This window comes from Halomonas sp. JS92-SW72, assembly GCF_003547075.1.
GTDB classification, from domain to species: domain Bacteria; phylum Pseudomonadota; class Gammaproteobacteria; order Pseudomonadales; family Halomonadaceae; genus Halomonas; species Halomonas alkalicola.
On record NZ_CP032147.1, the window covers coordinates 2,250,264 to 2,275,826 of the forward strand.

The following is a 25,563-nucleotide window of genomic DNA, read 5'->3' on the forward strand; positions in this document are numbered from 1 at the left end:
GTCTGGAAATTCGCACGACGGCGCCCTGCGGACATGCGAGTTTCCGGACACCCCGCAAGCGCGACACCGTCACTCGTCAGGAGCGATCGGTGCCGGCCGGCATCAGGACGCCAGCCAGTCGTCACCCTGACGCCGGGCGCGCCCCTCCCCCTCCAGCTTGAGCAGGTGGGCCAGCGCCGAGCGCGCCGCCACCCCGAGCCGCGCCTCCGGCACGTCGTCATAGGCATGGCGGGTCAGCGCCTCGAGGCTCGCCGGCCCGTGGCACGCCAGGGCACGGGCCACCTTGTGCTCCCGGGCCAGGCGGTGGGTCACCAGGAAGTCGAGGGCGGCATGGGCCTCGCCGATCAGGAAGCCGTGGCCCGGGGCGATGGTGTCGAAGGGCTCCTGGCCCAGGGCGTAGAGCGCGGCCAGGTAGGCGCCCATGTCGCCATCCGGCGGGTTGATCACCACCGTGGAGCCCTGCATCACCTGGTCGCCCGCAAACAGCAGCCGCGCCGGCTCCAGCAGGTAGCAGAGGTGGTTGGAGGCGTGCCCCGGGGTGTGCAGCACCTTGAGGGGGCCCGCCGGCGTGTCGAGGCGCTCGCCGTGGCGGGGCCGGTGGTCCGGGGCGAAGGTGGCGTCCTGGCTGGCGCCGGGAGGCGGCGGCAAGCCCACCAGCCGGGCGCCAGTGCGCGCCTTGAGCCAGGCCGCCCCCGGCGAGTGGTCGATATGGGTGTGGGTCACCAGCACCCGGGAGAGGCGCCCGCCCGCCAGCGCCAGCAGCCGCTCCAGGTGCTCGGGGTCTGCCGGGCCGGGGTCGATCACCACATGATCCCGGCCATCACCCAGCAGGTAGCTGTTGGTGCCGGGGCCGGTCATCACCCCCGGGTTGGGCGCGGTCACTCGGGTCACCCCGGGGGCCAGGGCCACCGCCCGGCCGGGCACGATCTCGGCGTGGGCCGTGCCGTGGCGGTGCGGGTCCAGGCGGCGTACCTCCGCATAGGCCGGCGCGTCCGGCTCCACCTGCCAGTCGGCGCCCCCCTTGCGGGCGGGCCAGGAGCGGCTCGGGCGTGGCGTCGGAGGGTTGGCGTGGGCGTGGCGCAGCAGCGCCTCGGCATCACGGAACTCGGCGAGCAGGCGCAGCGTACGCAGGGTGGGATAGCCCAGCGCCAGCCGGCCATGGCGGTGATCGGCCAGGGCCTCGGCGGGGGCCAGCCAGGCGTGGGCGATGGTCTCGCTGCCGTCGTGGCTCGCTTGCTGCCCCGGCGGCGCCAGGGCCACGAAGAAGCGCGTATCGAAGCGCCGCGGCGCCCCTGGCGGCGTCACCCAGTGGCCCACGTAGGCCAGCCGGTCCAGCGGCAGCGAGAGGCCGTGGCGCTCGCACAGCTCGCGGAAGCCGACCTCCTCGCCGCGCAGCGCCTCGCGCCCTTCGGTCAGGATCGGGTGATCCCCCGGCACCGGCTGCCCCTGCCCGTCCAGGGCCAGCAGCAGGCCCGCCTCCTCCAGGCACTCGCGCAGGGCGGCGATCATGTAATCGGCGCCGCCCTCATCGAGGCTCAGGGTCTGGCTGATGGCGGCATCATCGCGGCCGCTGGCGCAGGCCTGCACATCCGAGTCACAGGGGTCCACGGCGCCGCCGGGAAAGACGAAGTAGCCGGGCAGGAAGGCGGCCTTCCAGGTGCGTTGCAGCAGCAGCACCTCGAGCCCCCGGTCGCTGTCGCGCACCAGGGCCAGGGTCGCGGCGGGACGTATCGCGGTCATGGGCCCGGAGCCGGGTTGGCCGGCGGGAAGTCAGCAAGCAGGGGCATCACGGGGGTCCTTGTGGTGAGGAGGGCATCCCCAGCAATACCACGCCGGCCGCCCCCGGCCAATCGACCCATGGCAGGAGGCAGCGCCGTCCCTACTCGTCTACCACCACCTCGAAGCCGCCGTAGATCAGACGCTTGCCATCGAAGGGCATGGGGTTGACGTCCGGCTGCAGGCGCGGGTCTACCATGACCTTCGCCATCGCCTGGTCGCGGACCTCGCGGGAGGGCCAGACCAGCCAGGAGAAGATCACCGTCTCGTCCGGCCGGCACTGCACGGCCAGGGGGAAGGAGGTGACCTTGCCCTCGGGCACGTCATCCCCCCAGCACTCCACCACGCGCAGCGCACCGTGCTCCTTGAACACCTCCGCAGCATCTCGGGCATGCTGGATGTACTGCTCGCGGTTGGCGGTGGGCACCGCGGCGACGAAGCCATCGACATAGTTCATGGGATCTCTCCTCCGATTGGGGGCCGCGACGGGGCGGTCTCGGGTGCCGGGTCACGGGGTGGCAGCTCGCGGATCGGCCGCACCTCGACGGTGCCGAAGCGCGCCGGCGGAATGCGCCCGGCGAGGCGCAGCGCCTCGTTGAGGTCGCGGGCCTCGAGCAGATAGAAGCCCGCCAGCTGCTCCTTGGTCTCGGCGAAGGGGCCATCGGAGACCAGCGGCTCGCCGTCGCGCAGGCGCACGCTGACCGCGCTCTCCACCGGCTGCAGGGCCTGGCCGCCGAGGAAGTGCCCCTGCTCGGTCAGCCGTTCCACCCCGGCCACGCACTCCTGATTGAGGTCGTGCCACTCCTGGTCGGTCATGGCGGCGATCAGGCTCTCCTGGTAGTAGACCAGGGCGGCATACTTCATGACGCACCTCCCGTTTCCTGATCCAGGCAGTGGCCGGTCCGGCAGGCGATCATCCAGGGCACCCCGAAGCGGTCGGTGAGCATGCCGAAGCGCCGCGCCCAGAAGGTCTCGGCGAAGGGCATGGCGACCTCTCCGCCCTCGGCAAGCCGCCGGAACACCTCGGCGGCCTGGGCCTCGTCGTCATACTCCAGGTGCACCCGGGCACCCTGGTGGGCACGGTAGTCCTCTCCCGGCATGTCCGCCCCCATCAGCCGGCGGCCGCGCAGATTGAGCGAGGCGTGGATGATGCGGTCGTGCCAGTCCGCCGGGACCTCCGTGGCGGTCGGGGTCTCGCCGTAGGAGATCAACGCCTCCAGATGGCCGCCGGTGACCTCGACGTAGTAGGTCATCGCCTCCCGGCAGGTGCCGGGGAAGGTCAGGTGCAGGTTGAGCTCGTCGGGCAGCCGCGCCTGGACGCGATGCTGCTCGAGGCCGGCGCTCGGCGCGAAGTCCTCGAGGGTGTAGTAGCGGCGCAGCTCCAGGGTGACGTTGCCGTCGCTGTCCTCGGGGGGCCACTGACTGGCCCAGCGGATCGCCTCCTCCAGGGAGTCGACCTCGAGCACGCTGTAGCCGGCCAGCAGCTCCTCACTGGGCGCGAAGGGGCCGGCCACCACCCTGGGCTCGCCGTCGCGAAAGATCAGGCGGCAGCCCTCGCGGCTCGGCCTCAGGCCATCCCCGGAGACCATCACCCCGGCCCTGAGCATCCGCTGGTTATAGTCGGCCATGGCGGAGAGCACCTTCACATCCGGCTGGGGATCCGACTCCGTCCGGGCATCGGCCTTGCGCATCAGCATGTAACGCATGACATCCTCCTTAGCTGTGGGTTACCTCCTTGAGTCGCACCGGCTCGACGCAGATCGACAGCCGCCAGGTTTTTTTGCGCCCCCGCCTGCTCAGCATTCGAGCTCGGCCAGCCGGCGTTCGAGGTAGCGCCGCTCGGCTCCCTGCCCGCACAGCGCGAGGGCCTGCCGATAGGCGAGGCACGCCTCGTCGGACCGGCCGGCGCGGCGCAGCAGGTCGGCCCGGGCGGCATGGAAGAGGTGATAGTCGGCCAGGGCGGCCTCATCCCCCAGCGTCGCCAGCTGGTGCAGGCCCGCCTCCGGGGTATCGCGCATGGCCACCGCCACCGCCTGGTTGAGGGCCACGACCGGCGAGGGCTGGCGGCGCTGGAGCGCCGCATAGAGCCGCACGATGCGCCCCCAGTCGGTGGCTTCGGCCCTGGGCGCCTCGGCGTGCACCGCGGCGATGGAGGCCTGCAGGGTGTAGGGGCCGGTAGGCGTGAGTTCCAGCGCCCGGGCCAGGCAGGCCAGGCCCTGCTCGATGCGCTCCCGGTCCCAGCGACCTCGGTCCTGCTCCTCCAGGGGGACCAGCTCGCCGTCGGCGCCCTGGCGGGCGTCGCGGCGGGCATCATGCAGCAGCATCAGCGCCAGCAGGCCGAAGGCCTCACCCCGGGGCAGCAGTTCGACCAGCGCACGGGCGGTGCGTATCGCCTCCTCGGCCAGGCTGACGTCGAGCAGCGCCTCGCCGTCACTGCGCGAGTAGCCCTCGTTGAACACCAGGTAGAGCACCCGCAGCACGCCGGCCAGGCGCTCCGGCAGGGCCGCGGCCTCAGGCACCTCGTAGGGCAGGCCCAGCTCGCGCAGGCGGCGCTTGGCCCGCACGATGCGCTGGGCCAGGGTAGCGGGCCTGGCCAGCAGGGCCGCGGCCACCTGCTCGGTGGTCAGGCCGCACATCTCGCGCAGGGTGAGCGCCACCCGGTCCGCCATGGCCAGTGCCGGGTGGCAGCAGGTGAAGAGCAGGCGCAGCATGTCATCCTCGATCATCACGGCATCGAGAGCGTCGAGCCCGGCCGGCAGGGACGCCTCCTCCAGGGGAGGCTGCTCCCGGGCATGGCGGCGGATCACCTGGCGCCGTCGGATCTGGTCGACGCCGCGGCGCTGGCCGACACGAATCAGCCAGGCGACGGGATGCTCGGGGACGCCCTCCCCCGGCCACTGCTGCACCGCACTGGCGAAGGCCTCCTGCATCGCCTCCTCGGCGAGGTCGAAATCACCGGTCAGCCGGATCAGGGTGGCCAGCACCCTGGCAGAGTGCTGCCGGTAGAGCCGCTCGATCTGCTGCTCCATGCTCATGGGGAATCACCGCTGCCTGGACATCCCTTCAGCATAGACGGCAAGCCGCATCACCCTGGCCGTTGGCCACCGGGTGGTGAGGCGAGGCCATCGCGGGCCCCGCCTCGCCTGTTGCCGGGTCGAGAAGCGCCTCAGTGGGCGCCATGGAGAGGGATGCCGTGCGGCACGGGGTCAGGCGTCAGCCCCGGTAGCCAGGCCGGCTCCACCATCATCAACAGCCCCAGCAGGATCAGCGCCACGCCGACCGGGCGCACCAGGCGCGCGCCGTGGCGCGCGACCTTCTCGTAGAGCATCAGGGCAGCGAGTGGGGCCATCCAGGCCAGGTTGGCGATCCCCACCACGAACATCACCAGCATCAGCGCCCAGCAGCAGCCGAGGCAGAAGGCCCCGTGGCGCAGCCCCAGGGCGAAGCCGCCGGCCACGCCGCGCCGGTAGTGGTTGAGCAGGAAGGCGCGGGGCGCCCGACACTTGTCCAGGCAGCTCGCCTTGAGGGCGGAGAACTGGAAGGCCCCGGCGAGCACCAGCACGCCACCGGCCAGCCACTCCGGCCGCTGATGCCACCGGGGCCATTGGGCACCGAGCCCCTCCACCAGCGCCATGGCGAGAAGCGCCGCCAGGCCGAAGGCGGTCCAGACCACCAGGTAGCCGAAGAGGAAGCTGGCCCGAGCCAGCCGGGGGTGGGGCTGCCCCGCCGCCACCTGTCGATAGAGCCCGACCATGGGCAGGGCCGTCGGCAGCATCATCGCCGCGATATGCACCTGCCAGGCCACCAGGAAGAGCGCCAGGCTGGCCCAGAGGGCCACTCCGTCGACCACCAGCCGGTGGTGGTGCACCCACTGGGCCTGGCCGCTCAGCTCGGCACCCACGGCGAGGCCCCAGGCCACCACGATGATGCCCATCAGCAGGGAGGCATGTCGCCAGACGGGGCGCACGCCAGAAGCGGCGCTCATGGCGCATGCTCCATCATCCAGCGGGTCTGGATGGTGTTGTGGCCGTCGAAGGACCACTCCATGCCGTGCTGGGGCAGGGTCACCCGGTAGCGTCGCGACTTGCCGATATAGGCCGGGGCCCCCTTCACCGTGGTGAAGGCGCTGTCATGCAGGGTCGCAGTGGTGCCGTCCGGCGAGGACTGGATCGGTGCCAGTTCCGCCTCCAGCATGCCCTCGGCCACCAGGCGACCCTCGGCCTCGCGAGCCTCGTGGAGGATCGGCACCCGCTCGACGGCGACCACCTCTCCGACCAGGCTCGCCAGGTCGGCCAGCGGCCCGCCGAGACTGCCACCGAAGGCATCCAGCAGGGCCTCGACCTGCTCATCGTCGGCACGGCCGTCGACCAGCAGCACCGAGCGCCAGTTGCCGGCCAGGGCATTGCCGGGGATATGGGCGACGTTGACCAGGGTCAGGCCGGCGACATCGACGCCGCGCGCCACCCCCTTCTCCAGATGAAAGGCGATCACCCCGAAGCACTCGCCCCCATCCGGGTCCTCGCCGATGAAGCAGGGACAGGGGACCGCGCAGGAGCAGATCTCCAGCATGGTGCCTTCCAGGTGATAGCCCGCAGTGGCTGCCGTGGTCTTCGTTGCTGTGGTGTTCGTTGTTGTGATGTTCATGGCGCACCTCCACCAGCGTCAGGGTTGGACTTCCCCGCCGTGGTGGGATGTCGTGAGCGGTCACGGCACCGGCCACGCCGGGGCACTCTCGCTCCACAGGCCGCCTCGTGCGGCCGTTTCCCTGGCAACCTCCTGGCGCTTCGTCATGACGCCCGGGTCGCCGCCGAGAAGGTGAAATCCAGCATCCGATCGAGGGGGGCCGGATCTCGCAGCAGGCGGCTGCGCAGGGCAGCGCCTTCCCAGCAGTTGAGCAGCAGATTAGCCAGTTCTCGCGGGTCGGCGTCCTGGGGGATCTCGCCCCGATGGCGAGCTTCCTCCAGGCAGCTGGCGATACGGCCGCTGATCTCGCCGAAACAGGCTTCGATTCTGGCCGCAAAGGTGGCATTCACGCCGGAGAGCTCCTGCCCCAGGCCGCCCAGCATGCAGCCCATATAGCCATCCCGACGGTACTTCTCCCGCGACAGCTCGAAGAAGCGCCGGGCTCGCGCAAGCGGGGCGAGCCGGGTGTCGCCCAGGGAAAGGTCCAGGCCCTGGTGCACCTCCTCCATATAGCGGTCGACGACCTGCAGGGCGAAGTCCTCCTTGCTGGCGAAGTGGTGGTAGAAGGAGCCCTTGGGAATGCCGGTCTCCTTCAGCAGTACCTGGATCCCCAGGTCGTTGTAGCCGTGCTCCAGCAGCAGACGAAGCCCCGCCTCGAGCAGCCGTTCGCGGGTTGTCGCCATCTCACCTCCACTAGACTGACCGGTCTACTCTCAACATAGGACGCTACCAGGCGCTGTCAAGAAACTCGTGGATGAGTCGCCGCGGAAGAGGCAGGGAGCGGGAAGGTACGGCGGCCTCCTCAGGCCGCCGCCGCCCCGGTGCGTCGGCGCCGGGGACCGGCCAGGCAGGCGGCCAGCAGGATCAGGCCCGCGACGCTGGCGATCATGCCGGCGGCGCTGACCGAGAGGTCATGGCCCAGCCAGCCGGGACCGTGGCCGGCGACAAGGTAGCCGAGCACCGCGGAGAGCACCGCGAAGAGCTGGCTCCAGGCGATCTGGCGCCCCAGGCGGTTGGTCATCAGCCGAGCGGCGGCGGCCGGGCAGATAAACATGGCGATGACGATGATCGAGCCCACCGCCTCGAAGGCGGCGATGGCGGCGATGGCCACCAGGGTCACCAGCAGCAGGTCGACCAGCGCCGGGCGGGCGTTGACGCTGGCGGCGAACTCCGGATCGAAGCTGCCCAGCACCAGGTGGCGGCGCAGCACCACCAGCATGGCGACCACCAGCAGCCCCACCCAGGCGGCGCGGCCCAGCTGCGGGGGGAGATCCGCCAGGGCCACCGGGTCGAGCAGCGCGGCAAGGCCGGTGCCCTCGAACCAGATCAGGCTCTCCAAGTTGCCATAGAGGGCGTGCTCCACGTCGAGGTGCACGCCGCTGGCCCCGTGCCACTCCAGCAGCAGCACCCCGAGCGCGAACAGGCTGGTGAACACCACCCCCATGGCGGCACTCGCCTCCACCCGCCCCAGGCGGCGGATCAGCTCGATCATCCCCACCGTGACCAGCGCCGAGACCCCGGCACCGAGCATCATCGCCGAGGAAGCCAGCACCCCGGTGAGCAGGAAGCTGACCACGATGCCGGGAAGCGCCACGTGACTGATGGCATCGCCGATCAGGCTCTGCCGGCGCAGCACCAGGAAGTTGCCGAGCAGCGCGCAGGTCATGGAGATGATCACCGCCACGCTGAGCGGCACCAGGCTGAACATCATGAACTCGCTCATCGCGCGGCCTCCCGACGGCCCATCAGCTGCGTCTCCAGCGCCATGATCGCATCCGGCGAGAGCACCTCGTGGATCGGCACCAGCCCGGCGTGCTCACGGTGCAGGGCGTCGTCGGGGTAGCGCGCCCGGTAGAGTGCCCAGAGGCGCTCCTCATGCTCGGCGTCGCGGGCGGCGGCGAGCCCCGCCGGGGTTGCTACGCCGTCGCGGCGGATATGGCCGCGCCGGCGCAGCAGGTTCAGGGTCAGATCGTCGAAGATCGGCTCCTCGCGGGCCAGCGCCAGCAGCCCCTGGCGCAGGTGCACCCGGCGGCGCAGGCGGCGATAGGCCAGCAGCGAGGCAAGCACGCCGCGGCGCGGCGAGAAGAGGAAGGAGACCATGAACAGCGCGAAGGCAGAGAGCACGATCAGCGGGCCAGTGGGCAGGCCCTCGCGCACGCTGGATACGGTCACGCCCAGATAGCCGGCCAGGGCCCCGAGCAGCGCGGCCAGGGCCACCATGCGCATGGGCTGGTCGGTCCAGAAGCGCGCCGCCACCGGCGGAATGATGGTCAGGGCCACGATCAGGATCAGCCCGGTGACCTTAAGGCCGATCACCACCACCGCCATCAGCAGCAGCAGCACGAGGTCCAGGCGACCGGTATCGAGTCCCTGGGTGCGGGCGAAGTCGGCATCGAAGCAGACCAGCAGCAGATCCCGGCGCAGCACCAGCACCGCCAGCAGCAGGCCCAGGGCCGAGCCGGCGATCAGCTTGGCCTCGGAGGCGAGCATCCCGGCGGTGGCGCCCACCAGGTAGCCGGTGAGCCCGGCCTGGCCGGCCACCGCCATGGACTGGATCACGGTGATCAGCACCACGCCGAAGGCGAAGAAGGACGAGAGCACCGCGCCGATGGCGGCATCCTCGCCGAGCCGAGTGCGCGCGCTGATCGCCTGCACCGCCCACAGCCCGATGGCTGCGCTTCCGGCGGCACCGAGCAGCAGTGCCGGCAGGTAGCGGCCGTCGCCGGTGGCGAGCCCCACCAGGATGAAGGCCAGCGCCAGGCCGGGCAGGGTCGCATGGCTGATGGCATCGCTGACCAGGGCCCGCTTGCGCAGCAGCACGAAGGTGCCGACCATGCCGGCGCCCGCCGCCAGCAGCATGGCCCCCAGGGTCACCACGCTGGTGTTGTAGCCGAGGGTGAAGGTGAGCGCGCGCCACCAGGTCTCCATCAGCGCCCCCGCTCCGCCAGGGCCGGCTCCACCAGCCGCGCCAGCTGCACCGGGCTCAGCCGGCCGCCGTAGGTGGCCTGCAGGTTGGCCTCGGTGAACACCTCGTCCACCGGCCCCGCGGCGATGCGCCGGACATTGAGCAGCAGCACGTGGTCGAAGTAGCCGCGCACCGTCGCCAGGTCGTGGTGCACGCAGAGCAGGGTGCGACCCTCGTCGCGCAGCGACTTGAGCACCTCGACGATGGCCGCCTCGGTGGCCGCGTCGACCCCGGCGAAAGGCTCATCGAGGATGGTCAGGTCGGCCTCCTGGACCAGCGCCCGGGCCAGGAAGACCCGCTGCTGCTGGCCGCCGGAGAGCTGGCCGATCTGGCGCTCGGCGAAGGCCTCCATGCCCACCCGGGCGAGGGCCCGCATGGCCCGGCGGCGCTGGCCGCGGCCGCCGAACTGCCACCAGCGCAGGTCGCGGAACAGCCCCATGGCCACCACGTCGATCACCCGGGCCGGGAAATCCCAGTCGACGCTGTTGCGTTGGGGTACATAGGCGACATGGCGGGCCATCTGGTCGAAGGGGCGGCCGAACACCCACACCTCGCCGGTCAGGCGCCGGGTAATGCCCAGCGCCGCCTTGAGCAGGGACGACTTGCCGGCCCCGTTGGGGCCGATGATGGCGGTCATGCTGCCCGGCGGCGTGACGAAGTCCACCGAGTGCACCACCGGGCGATGGTCATAGCTCACGGTCAGGCCCTGGATCGCGAGCGGGCTGGCGATCACCTCCTTGCCGAGGCGCGCATCGGGCATCAGGGGCGTTCCTCGAGGTGGCCGAGCCGGCCCAGGCGCCCGCCCTCGGGCACCTCGCCGCCCAGGGCCAGGGCGATCTGGCTGACGTTGTGGTCGAGCATGCCGAGCCAGGTGCCCTCGTAGCTGCCCTCGGGGCCCATGGCATCGGAGTAGAGTTCGCCGCCGATGCGCACCTCATGGCCGCGGGCGGCCGCCCCTTCCACCAGGGCGCGCACGTTGCGATCCGACACCGAGGTCTCGACGAACAGCGCTCCGATCTCGCGCTCTACCAGCATCCGCACCAGCGACTCGATGCGGGCCAGGCCCGCCTCGCTCTCGGTGGAGTAGCCCTGGATGCCGAGCACCTCGAAGCCGTAGGCATCGCCGAAGTAGCCGAAGGCGTCGTGGGCGGTGACCAGCACTCGCGCCTCCTCGGGCACGCTGGCCAGTACCTCCCGAGCATAGGCGTCCAGCGCCTCGAGCTCCTCGAGGTAGGCCTCGGCGCGCTCGGCGAAGCCGTCGGCGTGCGCCGGGGCCAGTTCGGTCAGGGCATCGCGCATCGCCTCCACGGCGTAGCGCCAGCGGCCAGGATCCATCCAGACGTGGGGGTCGGGCTGGTCGGGGTACTCCTCGTCGGCCAGGCGCGCCTCGGCGGGCACCGTCTCCCCCACGGCGATCACCGGCTGGCGCTGGCCGAGGCGTTCGAGGAAGGACTCCAGCTGGGCCTCCAGGTAGAGGCCGTTCCAGAACACCGCGTCCGCACGGGTCATGGCGGTCACGTCGGTGCGGGTCTGGCGATAGAGGTGCGGGTCGACGCCGGGGCCCATCAGGCCGCGCACCTCGACGCGATCCCCCCCCACCTCGCGCAGCACATCGGCGATCATGCCGGTGGTAGCGACCAGCTGCAGGCGCTCGTCGGCGCTGGCTGCGGATGCCACGGTCAGGGAACCGGCAAGCAGCAACGGCAGACTGGCAAGCGCAGGGATGAGGCGACGACGTCGGGTCACGTAAGGCTCCTTGCTGAAGAGGGTAGCGGCCCTGGCCGGGCCGGTGAGGATAGCGCACGAGGCGCAGCACTGCCCTTAGGGTACCGCGAACCGCCCCGGATGCTAATCGAGCACGTCTAGCCGCCCCATAGGCAGGATGCATGCCCGCCTCAGGGACCGAGGAGGCCCGACTCGCGCAGCGCCCGCCCCACCTCGCTCAGGGTCGCCTCCGAGTGCTCGATATCGCGCTCGCCCCGGGTGCAGGCGACCACCACCCAGCGCCGCTCGGCGACTCCCTCGCCGCGAAAGGCGATGCCGGCGTCGCAGCTGCGCCGATGCTGAGTGCCGGTCTTGTGGGCGAAGCGGATATCGTCCCCCAGGCCCGCCTTGAGCCGCGCCTCGCCGCTGGTGGTGCGCGCCATGATCGCCAGCAGCTCGGCGGTGGCCGCGGGCCCCAGCGCCCGCCCTTCGCCGATGGCCGCGAGCAGCGCACCGAAGGCGCCCAGGCGCCCGGCGTTGAGCCCGCTCGCGTAGTAGGCGTCGAAGGCGGCATCGAGGCTGGGAAGGGCCAGCGCCGCGGACCCCACGCCGAGCCGCTCGGCCAGGGCGTCGAGGCGGGCGTCATCCTCCTCGACCTGGCGCAGCCGGATGAAGTCCATCCCGGTGAGCGCCCGAGCCCCGGGATGCAGATACCCGTAGGCCTCGCGGCGTACCTCCAGCAGCGGGGTGATGGGGCCGAGCCCGCCCCCGGAGAGCGCCTGGGCGCGGTCGTTCACCGCGGCGAGGCCCAGCCGGCGGATCAGCAGGTCGCTGGCGGTGTTGTCGCTCTCGGTGAGCATCGGCTCGAACAGCTCGCCAAGCGTCAGGGTCGTGCCCGGCTCCGCCCAGTTGATGGGCCCGGCGCCGTCCACGTAGTCGCGCTCCTTGAGCACCAGCGTCTCGTCGAGGGAGAGCGCGCCGGCCTCAACCCGGGCGAGCAGCTCCACGGCCACCGGCACCTTGACCAGCGAGGCCAGGTACCAGGTCTCGTCGTCGCGCCAGCCGAACCGCTCGCCTCGGTCTACCGAGCCGTCCCTCGCCCCCAGTTCGCGCACGTACAGGCCGATCTCGTCTTGCCCCTCGGCCTCCAGGGCGGCCAGCCGGGCCTCGAGCTCGGGCGCCCAGGCGCTGCCGGCCAGGGCCTGCGCGGCCATCACCAGGCTCGAGATGGCGACAACGGCGAGCCACGTCATCCGCGCTTCTCCCGCAACCAGCCGGTCAGGGCGATCCAGCCGGCGGTGGCCAGCACCAGGGCCACCCCGATGCCCAGCACCTGGGGGTAGGAGTAGACCTGCCAGGCCTCCAGCAGGTAGCGGAAGACCCCGAAGATCACCACGATATGGAAGATGAAGGCCTTGAGGGCGTCGCCGCCGATCAGGGTCAGCGGGCGCAGCCAGCGCGCCGCCGCCGCGCCGCCCTGGAGGCAGAGCGCCAGGATCACCAGGGCCCCGCCCAGGCTGAAGAGCATGAAGGCAAGCTCCGGCGGGTGCTTGCCGACGTTGCGTGCCACCGCCATCAGGGCATCGTCGAGCGTGGCCTCCGCCGTGCCTAGGGCCAGGGCGAAGAAGGCGAGCAGCATCAGCGCCCCGGCGCCGGCGATGGTCAGCAGCACCCGGGCACGCCGGGGCGTCCAGTAGCCGCGCAGCAGCGCCTCGCCGATCAACAGGCCCAGTAGCACCAGCGGCAGCCGCGAGAGCTGGCCCCAGGTGTAGTGGTTGGCGTCCTCCACCAGGATCGCCTTGAGCGGCTCGATGCCCCAGAAGCTGGCGTGACGCTCCAGCCAGCCCGCGGCCAGGGCGATGGCCACCGGCAGCAGCAGCCGCGACCAGAGCGGCAGGCGGCTCCAGAGGGGCAGCACCCAGGGCAGCCAGAGCAAGGCGATGGCGTAGAAGCCGAGGATCTCGACCCAGATCGGGAAGCGCTGGTAGAGCAGCGCGTCGAGGATGTCCTCCCGCGGGAAGATGGCCATCATCTCCACCACGGTGAGCACCTTGTACCAGAAGAACACCTCCAGGCCGCGCAGCATCAGGCGCAGGCGACGCGCCTGCCAGGCCGCCTCGCCCATCCGCGGCAGGAAGGCCACTGCCAAGGCGATGCCGAACACCACGATGAACAGCGACGAGGAGAACTTGGTGATCAGGTGGACCGGCACCAGGCCCCAGTCGGGCAGCTGGCGAATGCCGAAGAGCCCGCTCACCGCGTGGCTTATGATCATCAACGCGATGGCAATGCCCCGGGCCAGGTCGATCGCCTCGATGCGCCCCTCGGGGCGCGGTAGCACCGGGCGCTCGACGAGCCGCTGTTGGATGGCCTTCCCTTGCATCAGTCGCTCTTCTCCTTGCTGTCAGTCGATTGGCTATCAATCGACCGGCCTAGTCCGCCGTGGCAAGCACCTCGACCCGTTCCAGAGTGAGGCGGCGCCCCTCCTCCCGGGAGAAGGCGAACGCCCCCTCCACCCGAACCCGCTCGCCCAGGTGAGGCGCGATCGCCTCGTGGGGGAAGAGCTCCACCCGGTTGAGATCCTCGTCCTCGATCCAGTAGTGCAGCGGCTCCTCGAAGTGGCGCACCACGCCTTCGGTGACCACGCGGCTGCCGTCGTGGGCCTCGGCGTTGCCGGCCAGCACCGCCAATGGCACCTCGCTGGGGCGCGGATCGCCGCCGCAGCCGGCCAGCGCAAACGCAAGCGCCACCAGCAGGATGCCGCCCCTTGCTCCCATCACCATGACGCCTCCCTGGTTAGCCTTTGACACATCGCCTCCTCGTCGGCCTTGCCTCTCGGGAGTGTATCGGCATTTGCCCCGGTGCGATGCCATTACCCCTCATGCGATGAGGAGGATCATGCGCGAGGTAGAAGCGGGATGGCTATACTGACAATGAGGATGCCCGCAAGGAGAGGCAGGGAGGCAACCACCGTCAACCCCCCGGCCCATGCGTCCGGAAGAGAGTTCGCCATGACCATGCCCATGACCCTCAAGGAGTATCTCGAGGCCTGTGACATCGACTACGAGGAACTCCCCCACCCCCGGGAGATCACCGCCAGTCGCATCGCTGAGACATCCAAGATTGCCGGCGATCGCATGGCCAAGGCGGTGATGCTCCACAGCGACTCCGGGTATCGCCTCGCGGTGATCCCCAGCAGCTGCGACGCCGACCTCGATCAGCTCTCGAGGATGCTCCACGAGAAGGTCACCCTGGCCTCGGAGCAGCAGATCATAGAGCACTTCCGCGACTGCGATCCCGGCGCCACCACCCCGGTCGGCCAGGCCTGGGGCCTGCAGGTCTATGTCGACGACATGCTCAGGCACCAGCCCGACGTCTACTTCGATGCCGGCGACCACGAGACCCTGGTGCATATGAGCGGGCGGGAGTTCGACCGCCTGATGCACGACAGCCCTCACGGGCGTTTCAGTCGCCACTACTGACCCCGACGCACGGGGTGGGCGCCTGTCGGGCCGCGATCCGCGTTGATCGCGGCCCTTTTCTGCTGGCGAGCCGACTGCGCTATGGTAGCGGCCTGAGGCCCGCCGACTCGCCCGTCAGGAGCTCCCATGCCGCACCGCCGTTCCCGTTCCCATTCCCGTTACCCTGGCACCGCCGCCCTCCCCCTTGCCCTGATCCTCGCCGGCCTGCCCGCCGCCCAGGCCAGCGACTGCCCCGCCCCAGGCCAGTGGCAGCGCAAGGGCGAGGTCGTGGATACCGCCACGCTGATGGCCGACCTGGCCGAGCGCCGCGTGGTGCTGCTCGGCGAGCAGCACGAGCGGCTGGCCCACCACCGCTGGCAGCTGCACACCCTGGCCGGCCTGCATGCCCGCGAGCCGCGAATGACCATCGGCCTAGAGATGCTGCCACGGGAGGCCCAGCCGGCGCTGGACGCCTGGGTGGCCGGGGAGCTCGACGAGGCCGCCTTCCTGGCCGAGAGCGACTGGCTGGGCGCCTGGGGCTATGACCCCGAGGCCTATCTGCCGATCCTGCACTTCGCGCGCATGCAGCGCATCCCGCTGCGGGCCCTCAACGTCACCCCGGCGTTGCGCCAGCGCATCGCCGAAGAGGGGTGGGAGGCCATTCCCCCACAGGAGCGCCACGCCATCACCCCGCCCGTCCCCGCCTCCGAGGGATACCGCGAGGCGCTGGCCGAGGTCTATGCCAACCACCCAAGCGCCGAGGACCCCGAGGGGGGCCTCGAGCGCTTCATCGATGCCCAACTGGTGTGGGACCGCGCCATGGCCCAGGCCCTGGCCGAGGCCGCCGAGGAGGCGGCGCTGGTGGTGGGGCTGATGGGCCAGGGCCATGTCAGCTACGGCCACGGCGTGCCCCACCAGTTGGCCGACCTGGGGATCGACGCCGTCGGGCTGCTGGCCTGGCAGCGGAGCGACGACTGCACGCCGCCGGCGGGACTGGCCGATGCGCTCTTTACCCTCGGCGACGAGGCTGCCTTCGAGCCCCCCGAGCCCCAGCGCCTGGGCATCCTGATCGCGGCAGACGAGCACGGCGTGCGGGTGGTCAGCGTCATGGAGGAGAGCCTGGCCGAAACGCTGGGTCTGCAGCGTGATGATCTGATCGTCGAGGTCGCCGGCCGGCCGGTGCGCCGCCCCGGTGAACTCACCGACCTGGTGCGCCGCCAGACGCCAGGCACCCTGCTGCCCCTCACCGTGACGCGCAATGGCAGCACCGAGGAGCTGCTGGCCCGCTTCCCGCTTCGCGACGGGGTGCGCTGACCCCATGGCGACACCAGGCCTGCCCCGCTGCCGCTCGCCCCTGGCCTGGGCCCTGCTCGGCGCGCTGCTGGCCGGCCCCGCCTGGGGGGAGACGCTCGGTCCCGAGCGCCGGCTGACGCTGCACCTCGACCCCGCCGAGCGAAGCCTCGCCGGCGAACTGGTGCAGCTGCTGCCCGACGGCGGGCGCTTCGCGCTGCTCGAGGGGCTCGATGTCCGCGAGGCCCGCTGCGGCGAGCAGACGCTCCGGCTGGCGCGGGACCGCGAGGGCCGCTGGGTGGTACCGGCCTGTTCCGCGCCGACGTTCACCCTGCGCTGGCACGGAACCCTCCCCGAAGCGGGGCGGGAGACGCGCCACGCCATCGCCGAGGCCGGCACCTTTCTGCCCACCCGGAGCGGCTGGTACCCCCACCTGGTGGATGAGGCCGGGCCGCTCTCGCTCGAGGTGCATACTCCGGCCGGGCAGCGGGCGCTGGGCAGCGGCTCACTGGTGGAGGAGCGGACCACGCCAGCGGGCAGGCTCGCCCGCTTCCACCACCCGCGGATCCGCGAGGCGGAGGTCGCCGCCGGCCCCTGGGCACTTCGCGAGCGAGACGTCGACGGCGTGACCCTGCGGGTGCTCTTCCCCGAGGCGCTGGACGCCGCCTTCGGCGCGACCTACCTGGAACGAGCCGCGCACCACCTGGCCGCCTTCCAGGCCCGGCTGGGGCGCCTGCCCTTCGCGAGCTTCAGCATCGCCGCCTCGCCGGCGCCGGTGGGGGTCGCCTTTCCCGGCTTCACCCTGCTCGGCGAGCGGGTGATCCCGCTGCCCTTCATTCCCGACACCTCGCTGCCCCACGAGATCATGCACGCCTGGTGGGGCGCCGGCGTGCTGGTGGACTACGCCGAGGGCAACTGGGCCGAGGCGCTGACCACCTACCTGGCCGACCACGCCGTGGCCGAGGCGGCCGACGAGGATGCCGAGCTGCGCCGGGGCTGGCTGCGCGACCTCGCCGCCCTGCCCGCCGCCCACGAGCCGACCCTGCGCGACTTTCGTGGCGGCCCGGACCCCGCCGGCCGACTGATCGGCTACCAGCACGGCGCCCTGCTCTTTCACATGCTGCGCCAGCATCTGGGCGACGCCGCCTTCGACGCCGGCCTGGTCGCCTTCGCCGGGCGCTGGATGCACCGCACCGCCGACTGGCAGGCCCTGGAGGCCGCCTTCAGCGAGAGGGCCGGCGAGGAACTCGCCCACTTCTTCGCCGCCTGGCGTGACCGCCCCGGCCGCCCCGAGCTGGCCCTGGAGGAGGTACGCTTCGAGGCCGAACCGGACGGCGGCTGGCTGCATGGCGTGCTGGTCCAGCGGGGCGAGCAGGCCCCCTGGCCGATGAGCGTGCCCCTGGTGGTGGACACGGACGCAGGGCCGCTGACCCTGACCCAGCGCATGGAGAGCGAGCGCCAGCCCTTCGCCCTGCCCCTGGCGGGGGCCCCTCGGTCGCTCGAGGTGGACCCCGACGCCGAGCTGCTGCGCCACCCCGGCGCGCTGCCCAGCGTGCTGCGCCGGCTGCTGCTCGACCCCGACACCCGGCTGGTGGCGCTGACGCCTGGCCGCACCGCGGAGCTGGAGGCGCTGGCCAGCCGGGCTCTGGGCCACCGGCTCGCGTCGCTGCCCGCCGAAGCGACACTGGATGACGAGCGGGAGACCCTCGCGCCGCTGCTGGTGGTGGGCACCACCGACGAGGTCGTCGCGTGGCGCCGGGAGCGCGGCCTCGCCGCCCCGCCCCGGGAGGGGCTGGAAGAGGCGGGTCGCGCACGCTTCTGGATGCATCCAGGACACCCCATCGGCCTGCTCAGCGGCGACGACGCCGAGGGCCTGGCCATGCTCGCCGCCCGACTGCGCCACCATGGCCAGCGCAGCCACCTGGTGCTGGGCGAGGACGGCGAGACCCGCGACGCCGACACCTGGCCGGCAGAGGAAAATCCGCTGCGCATCGAGTGGGAGGAGTAGCCGTCGGGGATGGCCAGCCGCCGCCCAGACAGGCATCATGGGCGCCGTTTCCTTCACCATTCCCGAGGTCACTTCCCCCGATGCGAATCATCATCCGCACCTTCTTCCGCGGCCTGCGCCTGGTGCTGGCGCCGGTCGTGCTGATCGCCGAGAAGCTCTCCACCCCGAAGTCCATCGAGCGCAGCCCGGAGGCCCAGGCCGAGGTCGACAGCGCCTGCGAGAACCTCGCGCTCTACCAGTTCCGCACCTGCCCCTTCTGCGTCAAGGTGCGCAAGGAGATCGCCCGCCTGGGCCTGCCCATCGAGGTGCGCGACGCCCAGCTCGACCCGGCGCACCGCCAGGCCCTGGCCGAGGGCGGCGGGCGCATCAAGGTGCCCTGCCTGAAGATCGCCCACGACGACGGCCGCGAGGAGTGGCTCTACGAGTCCGACGCCATCAACGCCTGGCTGCACCAGCGCTTCGGCGCCGCCTGATCCCTGTCGCCCGCCCCCAGCGCCTGAAGACCACCGCCTGATGACCATCGCCTGGACGCTAGCGTCCAGACCCTGCCGCCTGCGCCTCTCCCTCTCCGCCAGGCTGATGCAGCCAGCAGGCGGCGCCGTGGTCCGGGCGCGGCATGAACGCCGGGGGCACCTCCCGGTCGCATAGCCCCGCCATGGCCTGGGGGCAGCGCGGATGGAAGCGACACCCGGCCGGCGGGTCGATCAGGTTCGGCGGCTCCCCGGCAGGCACCTCGCGCAGGCGGGTGGCGTTGGCGGCGTCCGGGTCGGAGAGTGCGGCCAGCAGGGCCCGGGTATAGGGGTGCTGGGGGGCGTCGAGCAGGTCGTCCACCGGGGCGCTCTCCACCACCTTGCCGGCATAGAGCACGAAGATGCGCTCGGCGTAGTGACGCACCGTGGCCAGGTCGTGGGTAACGAAGGCCAGCGTCAGCCCCCGCTCGCGCTGGATGCCGCGCAGCAGCTCCAGGATCTCCACCCGCACCGAGGCGTCGAGCATCGACACCGGCTCGTCGGCGATCACCAGCGCCGGCTCGAGGATCAGCGCCCGGGCGATCACCACCCGCTGCTGCTGGCCGCCGCTGAGCATATGCGGGAACTTGCCGAGGAACTCCTCCACCGGCGTCAGCCGCACCTCCGCGAGCGCCGCGCGGATGCGCCGCTCGCGCTCGGCGCGATCCGTCACGCCGTGGATCTTGAGCGGCTCGGCGAGTATGCGCCGCAAGTCCAGGAAGGGCGGCAGCGCCCCGAAGGGGTCCTGCTGCACATAGCCCACCCGGGCCCGCCACGCCTTGAGCGCCGCCCCCTTGAGGCCGGCCAGCAATTCCCCCTCGAAGCACACCTCGCCCTGGGTCGGCCGATGCAGCCCCAGCAGGGTCCGCACGAGAGAGCTCTTGCCGCAGCCCGACTCGCCGACGAAGGCCACCGCCTCGCCGCGAGCCAGGGTGAAGCTGACATCGTCGACCGCCCGCACCACCCCCACCCGCAGGAAGCCCCACTGACGCAGCTCGAACCAGGTGTGCAGGCCACGGGCCTCCACCAGCGGCGCCTCAGCCATGCTCACCTCCCCCGCTCGGCGCATGCAGCCAGCAGCGCACCCGATGGCGGCTCTCGCTCGCCCCTTCACCCGCTGCCTCCCGTGCGCCCCCTCCCGGAACACACGCCGAGGGCGACTCGGCGCAGCGGGCGAAGCGCTCAGGGCAGCGCGCCGCGAAGCGGCAGCCGCCGGGCGGGTCGAGCAGGCTCGGCGGCTGGCCGGGAATCGCCCGCGGGCGTTCGCGCTCGTGAAGGCGCGGCACGCTCTTCATCAGCAAGCGCGAATAGGGGTGGGCCGGCTCGCCGAAGAAGCGCGCCGCGCTGCACGCCTCCACCAGCTCGCCGGCATACATCAGCGCCACCCGGTCGGCCAGCTCGCTGGAGGTGGCCACGTCGTGGGTGATCAGGATAAAGCTGGTACCCAGCTCCGCCTTGATCTCCTTGAGCACGTTCATGATCGCCGCCTGGGTCAGCACGTCCAGGGCCGAGGTGGGCTCGTCGAGGATCACCAGCTCCGGCTCCGCCACCAGCGCCATGGCCAGCACCGCCCGCTGGCGCATGCCGCCGGAGAGTTCGAAGGGGTAGCGGGCCATGAAGTCCAGGGGCAGCCCCACCCGTTGGAACACCTCGGCGGCGCGGGCGAGCGCCCGGCGCCGGGGCCAGCGCTTCAGCTCGCGCAGCGGCTCGGCCACCTGCTCGCCCACCTTCACCACCGGGTTCAAGGCGTTCATGGAGGCCTGCATCACCAGCGCCAGGCGCGACCACTGCACCTCCCGGCGAAAGCGCTCGTCGGAGAGCTCGCTGATCCGGGTCTCCCCCAGGCTGACCCGGCCGCCGTGGTGGGCCAGGTTGCGCGGCAGCAGGCGCAACAGTGCCCGGGCCAGCGAACTCTTGCCGCAGCCCGATTCGCCGAGGATCACCAGCGCCTCGCCGCGCTTCACGTCGAAGCTGACGTTGTCCACGGCGCGTACCGGCCCCTCCCGGCTGCGGTAGTGCAGCGCCAGCTCCTCGACCCGCAGCAGGGGCTCCCCCGCCGTGAACCCTGTCGTCGTAGCCGCCATCACAGGCTCCTCAAGCGCGGATTGAAGACCCGATCCAGGGCGAAACCGAGCATGGCGAAGCCCAGGCCGGTGAGCATCAGCAGGATCGCCGGGGCCACCACCCAGTAGACATAGCCGTTGTAGAGCGCGCTCTGGGACTGGGCGTCATTGAGCACCTTGCCCCAGGTGGGCAGCTCGGGGTCGCCCAGCCCCAGCACCGCCAGCGACGCCTCCAGGAAGACGAAGGTGGGAATCAGGGTCACGAAGGTGGGGATCAGCACCGGCAGGATGCGCGGCAGCATGTAGCGCCAGACGATGCGCAGGTCCGAGGCCCCGTAGGCGAGCGCCGCCTCGATATAGGGGGCCTCGCGGATCGGCAGCAGCATGGCGCGGTAGGTCTTGATGCCGGCGCTGAAGATGCCCAGCAGCACCACCACCCCGAGCATCAGCCAGATGCTGGTGGAGTAGAGGGTGCCCACCATCACCAGGATCGGCAGTACCGGGAGGATCATGTTGACCTCGGTGAGCCGCTGGATCACCGCATCCACCCAGCCGCGGTACCAGACCCCGACGGCGGCGATCACCAGGGTGGTCAGGGTGGTGCCCACCGCGGCGATCATCCCGAAGGCGAGCGCCACCGGGGTACCCCACAGCAGCGCCAGGCTGAGGTCGCGGCGCTGGTGGTCGGTGCCGGCGATGCCGTGGACCCGGCCGTAGAGCACCAGCTCGGCCTCGAGCCCGGCCTGCTCGTCGAAGAGCACGGCGTCGAGCAGCAGCCGATAGCCGCCCTGGAGCACCTCGGGCTCCCCCTCCACCAGGGGGTCGCTGAGCAGGCCGATATGGGGCGCCAGGCCGCCCAGGCGCTGTGCCAGGCTGCGGTCCTGGGAGATCGAGACGCGCTCCTGGCGGCCGACCCGATAGCCGCCCAGGGCCACCTCGCGGCCGTCCGGGGCCTGCCACAGCAGCCTGACGAAGGGCGCGCGGGCATGGCCCTCGGCGCTCAGAAAAAGATTGATTTCGCTGGGGAAGCCGCCAAAGGCGTAGTCGAATTCCAGGGGAATCTGCAGCCGCCGCCCGCCCGGAAAGGGCACCTCCTCGACCTCGGCATCGCGGCTGGCCACCGTCAGGGTGCGGGCCGCGTTGCCGCCGCGCAGGCGGTCGACCCAGGCCGGGGAGGCGTTGACCGGATGGCGCAGCCACATCTCGCCGCCCCGCCAGCGCTCCAGGGCCTCGCCGTAGGGAATCGCCACCAGCGTGGTTAGGGCCACGCCGCCGAGCAGCAGGATGATCAGCAGGCCGACCAGCGCCGAGGGGTAGCGGGCCAGCTCCCGCCAGGCCCGGCGCTCTGTCACGGCACTCATCGGCGACCTCCCTTGATCCGCACCCGCGGGTCGAGCAGCGCATAGAGGATATCGAGCGCGAACACCGTCGCTGCCAGCAGGTAGGCGAAGATCACCACGCCACCGATGATCACCGGGGTGTCGCGGTGGCCGATGGCCTGGAACAGCAGCGAGCCGAGCCCGGGCCAGTTGAACACCTGCTCGAGGATGATCGCCCCGCTCCACAGGCCGATCAGCATCAGCAGGAAGCTGGTGATGATCGGCGCCAGCGCCGGGCGCAGGATGTAGCGCCGCTCGATGCGCCGGGACGAGAGCCCCTTGGCGCGCGCCATCTCCACGTAGTCCTCGCTCGCGTGGATCAGGAAGAAGGTCCGCCAGGAGTAGATGGAGACGAAGATCGAGGAGAGGAACATGGCCGCCACCGGCAGCAGCATATGGCGGATCAGGCTGGCGGCGTAGGCCAGGCGGCCTTCGGGAGGCGGCGCGGTGACCATGCCCCCGGCGGGCAGCAGCGGGAACACGAAGGCGAGCAGCAGGATCAGGAAGATCCCGTAGAACCAGCCCGGTGCCGCCGAGCTGGGCGCCAGCGCGATCACCGTGCGGTCCAGGGCGCTGCCATAGTGCCGCGACAGCCGCAGGGCGGCGAACACCGCGGTAAAGAAGACCAGCAGGTTGGCGGTGCCGAACAGCAGCAGGGTCGCCGGCAGGCGCTCGGTGATGATGTCGCGTACCTCCCGGGAGCCGCGATCGCTGTGCATCTGCTCGGCGCGCCCCAGGTCCAGGCTCATGGCCCGCTTCAGGTAGTCAAGGCTGCGCACCACGAAGGGCTGGTCAAGGCGCAGCCGCTCCACCTCCAGGGCCACCTGGCGCGCCACCAGGGCGTTGCGCTCCTCGCCGGGCATGTCGAAGAAGGCCGGGTCGGCGCGCACCGTCTCGACCACCTCGCTCCTGATCTGCACCAGGCGCAGCTCATCCACCTGCCCTCCCATGTTGGCCACCACGATGGTCAGATAGACCCCCACCAGCACCGTGGCCAGCAGGGCGACGAGACGCCCCAGGGCGAACAGCAGCAGATGGCGCAGGTCGCGCAGGCGGGCGCGACGCAGGGAGGGCCGCCGCGGTTCGGTGGAGGCTTCGGGGATCATCGGGGTACCTCCTCGCCGAATGGCACGGTGGCAAACACATGGGAAGCGAAGGCCGGCAGTGCCACCCGCCGGCTGATCACGGCCAGCTCCAAGCTGTTGGCGCCGCTGCCGAGGGCCGCCAGGACCTCGGCATCCAGCAGCACCCGCCACTCGCCGTCGCCCACCGACCTGGCCTCGCCGCGCTGGGCCAGCGCCCCCTGGCCGTCGAACAGCAGGTAGCTCACCTCCTGGACGTCGGCCTCGGGATAGGGCTCGCCCTCCACGGTCAGGCTGAGGCGAAATTCGGCGGCCTCGTGCCCCTCCGCGCCGCCGGCCGCCAGGCCATTGCGAGCCCTCGGGCCTCCCACCTCCACCACCAGAGGACCATCGAGCACCAGTTCCGGAATGGGCGCCGTGCTCAGGCCGAGCCAGCGGTCGGCAGGGTCGCGATACCCCTCGAAGCGGCGCAGCACCACGCTGCCCTCCACGGGATGCACCGAGTGCAGCCGATAGGGGCCGCTGCCCACCCAGAAGTGGCCGAAGGCCCCGTGCCAGGCGGCGAGGGCCTCCAGACGCCGCTCTCGCTCGCCCGGCGCGATCCACTCACTCATGGCCACCTCGTGAGGCAGCTCGCTGGCCTCCCTGGCCTGCTCCAGCAGCCGTGCCAGTGCCGGTAGGCTGGGCCCGGCCACCAGGCTCAGCCAGTCGACCCGGTGGCGATCGGCCTTGTTGGAGGAAAAGGCCAGCTCGCCGCGGCGCTCGCCGAGAATGCCCAGCATCAGCACGTGCCAGGGCAGCGGGCTCGGCGCCCGCGCGGCGACGATGCTCTCGGCATCGGGGAAGATCTGGTCGCTGTAGACCTCGATCACCAGAGGCTCGGTGGAGAGGATCCGCCAACCGCGGAAGTGGCGGCGGAAGGCCTCGAAGGTGGCCAGATGGGCCGGGTCGAAGAGCGGGCTCGCTTCGCTTGCGCGCTCGAAGTCGAGAATCCAGGGCAGCACGAAGTCCGCGGGCGTCAGCCAGGAGCCGTCATGCCAGCGGTGCGCGAATAGGTCATCGTCGTAGTGGACCCGCACCCGGGTGCGGGCGGTGAGCCCCTCGGGGTGGGCCTCCTCGGCGGTGATGAAGCGCCCGTAGAGGACATCCCAGTCGACCCAGGCGTCATCGGGCACCGGGATCTGCGCCTCGCGGGTCACCGTCAGCCAATCGAGGGTCTGCTCCACCGGCACGCCCTGCTCCACCGCCACCTCGGCGCGGGCGATGCGCTGGGGGTAGAAGAGCCCGGTGTAGGGGTCGGGCAGCACCACGGGGTCTTGGGTGGCCCGGGTGATCATGCGGTCGAAGGCCCAGTTGCTGCCGGCCACCGGGTTCCAGGGCTCGCCCAGCAGCCCCGGCAGCCCCACCACCATGCGCCCGCCGAGGCGGTCGGTGTAGCGCAGGGTGTAGGGCCACAGCGCGGAGCCGGAAACACCGCCGGCCAGATCCGCGGCCACCTCGACGTTGGCGGCCCGCGCCGAGGCGTTGAGCTGGTCCACCAGCCACACCCGGGAGGAGTCCGCCAGGGCCAGTGCCAGGGCCTCGACCATCATCGCCTGTCGCTCCTCCCAGCTTCGGTAGTCACGCCGGGAGAGCCGATCGGCGAGCGCATCGAACTCGGGCGCGGGGCGGTAGGCCTGCCACAGCGGCTCGGCGCGCCCGCGGGGGGTGTAGTAGAAGCTGAAGTTGTCGGCCTGGTCGCGCTGGATCACGATGGAGATCCAGGCGCCGGTATAGAGGTGCCAGTGGCCCGCCGCGGGGTCGGTGGCGATCCACAGCCGCGAGGCCTCCTCGGCGGTGCGGTAGCGGCGCTCCACCTCGAAGCCCTCGTCCTGCAGCAGGTTGGCGAGATAGTCCCCCACCCGGCGGCGCTCGTCCTCGGTGCGGATCAGCAGGCGCAGGCGCACCGGCTCGCCGCGCCAGGTCCAGCGCCCGCCCTCGCGCTCGGCGCCGAGCGCCAGCATGCCGGCATCGATGGCGGCGCGGGCCCGCTCGGGGTCGTGGGCGTAGTGCAGCTCCAGCGCCCGGGCCACCTCGGCGAGCCGCGAGTAATCGGGAAAGGCGGTGGAGAGCGGCAGGGTGCGCGGCACGGCCAGGCCGCCATAGAGCTCCTCGGCCACGTGGCGACGGTCGATCAGCCAGTTGAGGGCCTCGCGGATCTCGGGCAGGGCGAAGGGGTTGAGGCTGCCGTCGGCGAGGATCGGGCCGGCGGGGTTCAAGGTCAGCTCGCTGGAGGTGCCGAAGGCCAGATCATGATCGGCATGGACGGAATCGCGCAGCCGGTTGACCACCGTGGAGCTCGAGATTCCCTGGCTGAAGAGCTGGTGGCTGCCCGACTCGATCAGCCCGGTGACCCGGCCGATATCGGTCTCGCGGAGGAAGACGATCTCGTCGAGCAGCGCCCCGCGCCGCCCGGCCAGGGCCTCGCGGTCGAGCTCGACGTCCAGGCGCGGCGGCTCCCGCCCGGGCCTGTCCCCCGCTGGCCACAGCGTCACCCCCACTGCCGCGGCCAGCAGCAGCGCGCTGATGCCGAGTCCCACGCCTCTCATGATGTCATCCCTGCTTCCGACCAGGCCTCAGGGCTACACTTTGACCGAGCCGGGG

Annotated in this window: 24 protein-coding genes; 4 read left to right on the forward strand and 20 right to left on the reverse strand. The window is 71.5% G+C overall.

Features of this window, described 5'->3' with window-relative positions; translation table 11 throughout:
- Positions 1 to 102 precede the first annotated feature (102 nt).
- The 15 genes from D1793_RS10570 to D1793_RS10640 form a co-directional block, all read right to left on the reverse strand.
- A complete protein-coding gene (locus D1793_RS10570) occupies positions 103 to 1,740 on the reverse strand; it encodes an MBL fold metallo-hydrolase (protein WP_119022128.1) in 1,638 nt (545 codons plus the stop codon).
- Between the two features lie 139 nt (positions 1,741 to 1,879).
- Complete coding sequence (locus D1793_RS10575; protein WP_119022129.1) at positions 1,880 to 2,233, reverse strand: DUF1428 domain-containing protein; 354 nt, start codon at positions 2,231 to 2,233, stop codon at positions 1,880 to 1,882.
- Positions 2,230 to 2,640 carry a YciI family protein gene (locus D1793_RS10580; RefSeq protein ID WP_119022130.1) on the reverse strand — a complete coding sequence of 137 codons (411 nt, stop codon included), beginning with the start codon at positions 2,638 to 2,640 and terminating at the stop codon, positions 2,230 to 2,232. The genes D1793_RS10575 and D1793_RS10580 overlap by 4 nt, the downstream gene beginning before the upstream one ends.
- Positions 2,637 to 3,482, reverse strand: a complete 846-nt coding sequence (locus D1793_RS10585; protein WP_119022131.1) for a YciI family protein — start codon at positions 3,480 to 3,482, stop codon at positions 2,637 to 2,639. Before D1793_RS10585 ends, D1793_RS10580 begins: the two co-directional genes overlap by 4 nt.
- A 90-nt stretch (positions 3,483 to 3,572) precedes the next feature.
- Positions 3,573 to 4,811, reverse strand: a complete 1,239-nt coding sequence (locus D1793_RS10590; protein WP_119022132.1) for an RNA polymerase sigma factor — start codon at positions 4,809 to 4,811, stop codon at positions 3,573 to 3,575.
- 131 nt (positions 4,812 to 4,942) lie between these two features.
- A complete protein-coding gene (locus D1793_RS10595; RefSeq protein ID WP_119022133.1) occupies positions 4,943 to 5,761 on the reverse strand; it encodes a DUF2182 domain-containing protein in 819 nt (272 codons plus the stop codon).
- Positions 5,758 to 6,420, reverse strand: coding sequence for a DUF1326 domain-containing protein (locus D1793_RS10600; protein WP_119022134.1), 663 nt, complete (start codon positions 6,418 to 6,420; stop codon positions 5,758 to 5,760). The genes D1793_RS10595 and D1793_RS10600 overlap by 4 nt, the downstream gene beginning before the upstream one ends.
- Before the next feature lie 143 nt (positions 6,421 to 6,563).
- Complete coding sequence (locus D1793_RS10605) at positions 6,564 to 7,142, reverse strand: TetR/AcrR family transcriptional regulator (RefSeq protein WP_119022135.1); 579 nt, start codon at positions 7,140 to 7,142, stop codon at positions 6,564 to 6,566.
- A 119-nt stretch (positions 7,143 to 7,261) separates the two neighbouring features.
- A complete protein-coding gene (locus D1793_RS10610; protein WP_119022136.1) occupies positions 7,262 to 8,182 on the reverse strand; it encodes a metal ABC transporter permease in 921 nt (306 codons plus the stop codon).
- Positions 8,179 to 9,387 carry a metal ABC transporter permease gene (locus tag D1793_RS10615; RefSeq protein WP_119022137.1) on the reverse strand — a complete coding sequence of 403 codons (1,209 nt, stop codon included), beginning with the start codon at positions 9,385 to 9,387 and terminating at the stop codon, positions 8,179 to 8,181. The genes D1793_RS10610 and D1793_RS10615 overlap by 4 nt, the downstream gene beginning before the upstream one ends.
- Positions 9,387 to 10,184 (reverse strand): metal ABC transporter ATP-binding protein, encoded by a 798-nt coding sequence (locus D1793_RS10620; RefSeq protein ID WP_119022138.1) that lies wholly within the window; start codon positions 10,182 to 10,184, stop codon positions 9,387 to 9,389. The genes D1793_RS10615 and D1793_RS10620 overlap by 1 nt, the downstream gene beginning before the upstream one ends.
- A complete protein-coding gene (locus D1793_RS10625; protein ID WP_205527538.1) occupies positions 10,184 to 11,170 on the reverse strand; it encodes a zinc ABC transporter substrate-binding protein in 987 nt (328 codons plus the stop codon). The genes D1793_RS10620 and D1793_RS10625 overlap by 1 nt, the downstream gene beginning before the upstream one ends.
- Before the next feature lie 149 nt (positions 11,171 to 11,319).
- Entirely contained in the window at positions 11,320 to 12,381 is a 1,062-nt protein-coding gene (locus tag D1793_RS10630) for a serine hydrolase (RefSeq protein ID WP_119022139.1), read from the reverse strand.
- Positions 12,378 to 13,511 carry an OpgC domain-containing protein gene (gene opgC, locus D1793_RS10635; protein ID WP_119022141.1) on the reverse strand — a complete coding sequence of 378 codons (1,134 nt, stop codon included), beginning with the start codon at positions 13,509 to 13,511 and terminating at the stop codon, positions 12,378 to 12,380. Before opgC ends, D1793_RS10630 begins: the two co-directional genes overlap by 4 nt.
- 49 nt (positions 13,512 to 13,560) lie before the next feature.
- Positions 13,561 to 13,911, reverse strand: a complete 351-nt coding sequence (locus tag D1793_RS10640) for a hypothetical protein (protein ID WP_119022142.1) — start codon at positions 13,909 to 13,911, stop codon at positions 13,561 to 13,563.
- A 228-nt stretch (positions 13,912 to 14,139) separates the two neighbouring features.
- Here D1793_RS10640 and D1793_RS10645 point away from each other — a divergent pair, with 228 nt between their 5' ends.
- The 4 genes from D1793_RS10645 to D1793_RS10660 all read left to right on the forward strand — a co-directional run bounded on the left by D1793_RS10645 (position 14,140) and on the right by D1793_RS10660 (position 18,360).
- Positions 14,140 to 14,610, forward strand: coding sequence for a YbaK/EbsC family protein (locus D1793_RS10645; RefSeq protein WP_119022143.1), 471 nt, complete (start codon positions 14,140 to 14,142; stop codon positions 14,608 to 14,610).
- A 126-nt stretch (positions 14,611 to 14,736) separates the two neighbouring features.
- On the forward strand, positions 14,737 to 15,903 hold the full coding sequence (locus tag D1793_RS10650; protein ID WP_119022144.1) for a ChaN family lipoprotein: 1,167 nt from the start codon (positions 14,737 to 14,739) through the stop codon (positions 15,901 to 15,903).
- Positions 15,904 to 15,907: 4 nt separating this feature from the next.
- A complete protein-coding gene (locus D1793_RS10655; RefSeq protein ID WP_119022145.1) occupies positions 15,908 to 17,887 on the forward strand; it encodes a M1 family peptidase in 1,980 nt (659 codons plus the stop codon).
- Positions 17,888 to 17,967: 80 nt separating this feature from the next.
- On the forward strand, positions 17,968 to 18,360 hold the full coding sequence (locus D1793_RS10660; RefSeq protein ID WP_119022147.1) for a glutaredoxin: 393 nt from the start codon (positions 17,968 to 17,970) through the stop codon (positions 18,358 to 18,360).
- A gap of 58 nt (positions 18,361 to 18,418) precedes the next feature.
- Here D1793_RS10660 and D1793_RS10665 read toward each other — a convergent pair whose 3' ends face one another.
- From D1793_RS10665 to D1793_RS10685, 5 genes are read right to left on the reverse strand one after another with little or no spacing between them, the layout of a single operon-like run.
- The gene (locus D1793_RS10665) at positions 18,419 to 19,441 is read right to left on the reverse strand and encodes an ABC transporter ATP-binding protein (protein ID WP_119022148.1); all 1,023 of its coding nucleotides are present in this window, start codon (positions 19,439 to 19,441) and stop codon (positions 18,419 to 18,421) included.
- Positions 19,434 to 20,480 carry an ABC transporter ATP-binding protein gene (locus tag D1793_RS10670; RefSeq protein WP_119022150.1) on the reverse strand — a complete coding sequence of 349 codons (1,047 nt, stop codon included), beginning with the start codon at positions 20,478 to 20,480 and terminating at the stop codon, positions 19,434 to 19,436. The genes D1793_RS10665 and D1793_RS10670 overlap by 8 nt, the downstream gene beginning before the upstream one ends.
- Positions 20,480 to 21,820 carry an ABC transporter permease gene (locus tag D1793_RS10675; protein ID WP_119022152.1) on the reverse strand — a complete coding sequence of 447 codons (1,341 nt, stop codon included), beginning with the start codon at positions 21,818 to 21,820 and terminating at the stop codon, positions 20,480 to 20,482. Before D1793_RS10675 ends, D1793_RS10670 begins: the two co-directional genes overlap by 1 nt.
- The gene (locus D1793_RS10680; protein WP_119022153.1) at positions 21,817 to 22,944 is read right to left on the reverse strand and encodes an ABC transporter permease; all 1,128 of its coding nucleotides are present in this window, start codon (positions 22,942 to 22,944) and stop codon (positions 21,817 to 21,819) included. The genes D1793_RS10675 and D1793_RS10680 overlap by 4 nt, the downstream gene beginning before the upstream one ends.
- Positions 22,941 to 25,508, reverse strand: a complete 2,568-nt coding sequence (locus D1793_RS10685) for an ABC transporter substrate-binding protein (RefSeq protein WP_119022155.1) — start codon at positions 25,506 to 25,508, stop codon at positions 22,941 to 22,943. Before D1793_RS10685 ends, D1793_RS10680 begins: the two co-directional genes overlap by 4 nt.
- Between the last annotated feature and the right edge of the window lie 55 nt (positions 25,509 to 25,563).

Bases quoted from the DNA above. Each gene is read 5' to 3' on its own strand.
- D1793_RS10645 (WP_119022143.1), top strand. From the start codon at position 14,140: ATGACCATGCCCATGACCCTCAAGGAGTATCTCGAGGCCTGTGACATC.
- D1793_RS10615 (WP_119022137.1), bottom strand. From the start codon at position 9,387: ATGGAGACCTGGTGGCGCGCGCTCACCTTCACCCTCGGCTACAACACC.
- D1793_RS10660 (WP_119022147.1), top strand. From the start codon at position 17,968: ATGCGAATCATCATCCGCACCTTCTTCCGCGGCCTGCGCCTGGTGCTG.
- D1793_RS10650 (WP_119022144.1), top strand. From the start codon at position 14,737: ATGCCGCACCGCCGTTCCCGTTCCCATTCCCGTTACCCTGGCACCGCC.
- D1793_RS10595 (WP_119022133.1), bottom strand. From the start codon at position 5,761: ATGAGCGCCGCTTCTGGCGTGCGCCCCGTCTGGCGACATGCCTCCCTG.
- D1793_RS10665 (WP_119022148.1), bottom strand. From the start codon at position 19,441: ATGGCTGAGGCGCCGCTGGTGGAGGCCCGTGGCCTGCACACCTGGTTC.
- opgC (WP_119022141.1), bottom strand. From the start codon at position 13,511: ATGCAAGGGAAGGCCATCCAACAGCGGCTCGTCGAGCGCCCGGTGCTA.
- D1793_RS10685 (WP_119022155.1), bottom strand. From the start codon at position 25,508: ATGAGAGGCGTGGGACTCGGCATCAGCGCGCTGCTGCTGGCCGCGGCA.
- D1793_RS10600 (WP_119022134.1), bottom strand. From the start codon at position 6,420: ATGAACATCACAACAACGAACACCACAGCAACGAAGACCACGGCAGCC.
- D1793_RS10605 (WP_119022135.1), bottom strand. From the start codon at position 7,142: ATGGCGACAACCCGCGAACGGCTGCTCGAGGCGGGGCTTCGTCTGCTG.
- D1793_RS10620 (WP_119022138.1), bottom strand. From the start codon at position 10,184: ATGCCCGATGCGCGCCTCGGCAAGGAGGTGATCGCCAGCCCGCTCGCG.
- D1793_RS10670 (WP_119022150.1), bottom strand. From the start codon at position 20,480: ATGGCGGCTACGACGACAGGGTTCACGGCGGGGGAGCCCCTGCTGCGG.
- D1793_RS10575 (WP_119022129.1), bottom strand. From the start codon at position 2,233: ATGAACTATGTCGATGGCTTCGTCGCCGCGGTGCCCACCGCCAACCGC.
- D1793_RS10590 (WP_119022132.1), bottom strand. From the start codon at position 4,811: ATGAGCATGGAGCAGCAGATCGAGCGGCTCTACCGGCAGCACTCTGCC.
- D1793_RS10570 (WP_119022128.1), bottom strand. From the start codon at position 1,740: ATGACCGCGATACGTCCCGCCGCGACCCTGGCCCTGGTGCGCGACAGC.
- D1793_RS10585 (WP_119022131.1), bottom strand. From the start codon at position 3,482: ATGCGTTACATGCTGATGCGCAAGGCCGATGCCCGGACGGAGTCGGAT.
- D1793_RS10655 (WP_119022145.1), top strand. From the start codon at position 15,908: ATGGCGACACCAGGCCTGCCCCGCTGCCGCTCGCCCCTGGCCTGGGCC.
- D1793_RS10610 (WP_119022136.1), bottom strand. From the start codon at position 8,182: ATGAGCGAGTTCATGATGTTCAGCCTGGTGCCGCTCAGCGTGGCGGTG.
- D1793_RS10680 (WP_119022153.1), bottom strand. From the start codon at position 22,944: ATGATCCCCGAAGCCTCCACCGAACCGCGGCGGCCCTCCCTGCGTCGC.
- D1793_RS10630 (WP_119022139.1), bottom strand. From the start codon at position 12,381: ATGACGTGGCTCGCCGTTGTCGCCATCTCGAGCCTGGTGATGGCCGCG.
- D1793_RS10580 (WP_119022130.1), bottom strand. From the start codon at position 2,640: ATGAAGTATGCCGCCCTGGTCTACTACCAGGAGAGCCTGATCGCCGCC.
- D1793_RS10675 (WP_119022152.1), bottom strand. From the start codon at position 21,820: ATGAGTGCCGTGACAGAGCGCCGGGCCTGGCGGGAGCTGGCCCGCTAC.
- D1793_RS10640 (WP_119022142.1), bottom strand. From the start codon at position 13,911: ATGGTGATGGGAGCAAGGGGCGGCATCCTGCTGGTGGCGCTTGCGTTT.